General features: G+C 43.9%; 4 protein-coding genes. 1 reads left to right on the top strand and 3 read right to left on the bottom strand.

The window, feature by feature from the left end:
- Positions 1 to 459: efflux RND transporter permease subunit (locus Q0668_RS10700; protein ID WP_298864069.1), on the bottom strand; the 459-nt coding region annotated here is incomplete at its 3' end.
- Positions 460 to 521: 62 nt separating this feature from the next.
- Positions 522 to 1,775, bottom strand: a complete 1,254-nt coding sequence (locus Q0668_RS10695) for an efflux RND transporter periplasmic adaptor subunit (protein ID WP_298864066.1) — start codon at positions 1,773 to 1,775, stop codon at positions 522 to 524.
- Positions 1,776 to 1,932: 157 nt separating this feature from the next.
- On the opposite strand from Q0668_RS10695, the gene Q0668_RS10690 reads away from it, so the two are divergent.
- Entirely contained in the window at positions 1,933 to 2,682 is a 750-nt protein-coding gene (locus Q0668_RS10690) for a CorA family divalent cation transporter (protein WP_298864064.1), read from the top strand.
- Here the strand turns inward: Q0668_RS10690 and Q0668_RS10685 are convergent.
- Positions 2,677 to 3,149 (bottom strand): FAD-dependent monooxygenase (locus Q0668_RS10685; RefSeq protein ID WP_298864061.1); only part of this gene is annotated, 473 nt, incomplete at its 5' end. The genes Q0668_RS10690 and Q0668_RS10685 overlap by 6 nt on opposite strands.

The following is a 3,149-nucleotide window of genomic DNA, read 5'->3' as shown; positions in this document are numbered from 1 at the left end:
GAGTTCATCAAAACTTTCATCGGGCGAATCCAACGCAATCACCAATGTCATATTCGTTGATTTTTTCTTGGTGGTCACACCTTCGCGTTTCACATCCTCCGGCAATGAGGGATTGGCAATGGAAACCCGGTTTTGCACCAGGACATTTGCCATATCCAAATCGGTACCTACATCGAACGTGACAGTTAATGCCATATTACCATCACTGGTACTGGCGGAAGACATATATAACATGTTTTCCACCCCGTTGACCTGCTGTTCGATGGGGGTTGCTACGGTATCAGCAACAACTTGAGCATCGGCACCTCGATAAGTTGCCGTCACGGATACCGTCGGCGGTGTAATGTCCGGAAACAACTCGACCGGTAACAATGGCAGTGCTAACGCACCAACAATCGTAATCACAATGGAGATGACACTGGCAAAAATCGGATGATAGATAAAAAACCGGGAAAACATCGTCGTCCGTTTCGTTATTGAAGTATCAGTTAAGCGAATAAAAGTAAAAAGAAGAACTCAATTCAATTGCCTGCCGACTTTGAAGCCGATGCCGGTTTTTTCTCTTTTTGATTGGACTTTGTCTCAGTTTCAGTCTTTTTTTGTTTGGTCGATTCTGCAGGCTCGCTCTTTATCGTTACCGGACGACCAGGCCGGGCACGCTGGATTCCTTCATAAATATATTTTTCGCCTGGTTTGATTCCTTTCAAAATGACACGCATATTACTTTCTAACTGACCTATCTCCACCGACCTTCGTTCGACAAGATCTTCTTTCCCAATGACCAGTAGATATTTACCAGCCAGATCAGTTCCAATTGAAACATCGTGAACTAATACTGCATTCGGTATCGGATCACCGGGAACGCGAACTCGTACATACACACCAGGATAAAGCAGCCCTTCTGTATTTTTAAATATTGCACGCAGTTGAATCGTTCCCGTTCCAGGATCAACCTTATTATTGGCAAAATCATACACCCCCTCATGGGGATACCCTTCTTCGTTAGACAAGCCGATAAAAACTTTGAAGGGTTCTTTTTCTTTTGCCTGCTTACCATTTTTCGCGGATTCATTTATGCGAATCTGTCTCTTTTTCAGAGCATCGAGAAGTAAACGTTCGCTGGCATCAAAATAGACATAGATCGGATCCATGGTGACGATGCTTGTCAGAAGTGTATTTTCTCCCGAGCCTACCAGGTTCCCCGCGTCTACCAGGTTGCGACTGATCTCTCCCGTGATCGGAGCATGGATCCTCGTATAATTCAGATTGATTTGCGCCTGATCCACATCAGCCTGCGATGCCATGACGCTGGCTTCAGCTTTATCGCGGTCCGCAGTCACGTTATTGAATTCTTCCTCCGTGACAGCTTTCTTTTTCACCAGAATCTTGTAACGTTCAAATGTTGCCTGCGCATCTTTTAACTGTGCCTGACTGGCTTTCAATGCTGCATTGGATTTATCTAAAGTAGCCTGGTATTGATCCCGCTCGATCTCAAATAACAGTTCATCTTTTTTTACCAACGAACCTGGTTTGAAGTCTATTTTTTCGAGAATCCCATCTGCACGTGCCCGAATTTCAACGGATGCCACTGATGCCAGTCTTCCGGTAAAATCGGCATTGAAGACAACAGTCTTTTGAACTGGCTCAGCTACCGTAACCGTAGGTGGTTTCATGGCAGGAGAAGGAGGAGGCGCATTACAACCAGCAATCATGATTAAAGAGCAAAGCAAACCAGGATATTTCAGATAAAGTAATCTTGCGTGGAATTCGTTCACAGTACTCCCTTTAGTCTCAAACAAGACAGATTTGTCTCAAAGAATCGATGAATCTTCACTTTTGCGAATTCTATTCATCTTGATTTATACGCATACTACAAATAAAAACACTTGAATTGCAATTCTCATTTCCTGTAAAAAGCGATTGGATCGAAAGATGCATGAATCTTCTCTCATACCTGCAACATGGAATGTCCCTGCAGAAATTGTCAATCGCCTCGGTCAGCAGGTTGGCCGACAGCGGACAATGGTAGCAGAAAAACACCTGTTAATTATTCTACATGCGCCTCCGGGGCCTGAAGACATGTATCGCAAAGGACGTTTTTTCTGGAGAGAACCTGATTTAAACTGGCATAGTTCTGATTTAAAAGGGGGACCAGATGCTTTAAACCGTCATCTTGAGGAATATCAACTATTACTGGAAGACCTGGATGAAAAACTGGATCAGGCGACGAACTCATTGGAATATCTTGAAGTTTTAAACCAGCTGAACCCCGTTTACCGCGCTTTATGCCATACAACACAAGCCTTACAGATGGCGCGCGAAGCAATTCCTGAAGATAAATTGCTGATCGATTTGCGTGATAGTGCCTATCGATTGGAACGAACTGCTGAACTCTTAATTCAAGATGCAAAAAATGCGTTAGAATTTATTATCGCAAAACAGGCAGAAGAACAGTCCCAGGCTTCTGCTCGGATTGAGCTATCCGCTCATCGCCTGAATTTACTGATAGCTTATTTTTTCCCCATTGCCACTCTCAGCACCATCTTCGGCTCTAATTTTCGTCACGGATTTGAGCGGTACTCAACCCCTTACCCATTCTGGATTATGGTAATAGCTGGACTTTTCCTGGGATTGGTAATCCACTTATTCTTAACAAAAGGCACAGCAAAGACAAAGTCATAATTCGGTTTTGTGAAATTCACTTTTTGTCCATCCCGTTTTAAAACCACAAAGGGTCTTCAACATTTGTGATCGTAATAACGGAGTTTGACTCATGATAGGCAAGAATATATCACGTCCCCAGCCTTTCATGTTTCCCTCCGATTGAAAAAAGGGAGTCAACCAGTGTGTCAGCCGCTGATAATAGCGGAGTTTGTGTTTCCGAAGCGATTCATAAAGTAAACAGGCTGATTGAAATTCTGTCTTCTGCTTCAGACATTCTGAAAAAGTCCAGACATCTTCAAGTGCGAGATTGGCCCCCTGCCCTAAATGCGGACTTGTGGGATGACCGGCGTCTCCTAGAAAGATGATGCGGTCTGACCAGCAGGATTTCATGAATACACTACGATATGTGGTAAAGGTTAACTCATCGAAAGAAGTGACTCGCGCCATCAATTCCTCCGACTGTGGACAAAGCCTTAATACTTCGG

Origin of the sequence: uncultured Gimesia sp. (assembly GCF_937910335.1) — a bacterium.
Lineage (GTDB): Bacteria > Planctomycetota > Planctomycetia > Planctomycetales > Planctomycetaceae > Gimesia.
Note: the sequence above shows the minus strand (reverse complement) of the source record. Positions and strands in the feature narration are given on the sequence as shown.

Coding starts and splice junctions, on each gene's coding strand:
- Q0668_RS10690 (WP_298864064.1), top strand. CDS start 1,933: ATGCATGAATCTTCTCTCATACCTGCAACATGGAATGTCCCTGCAGAA.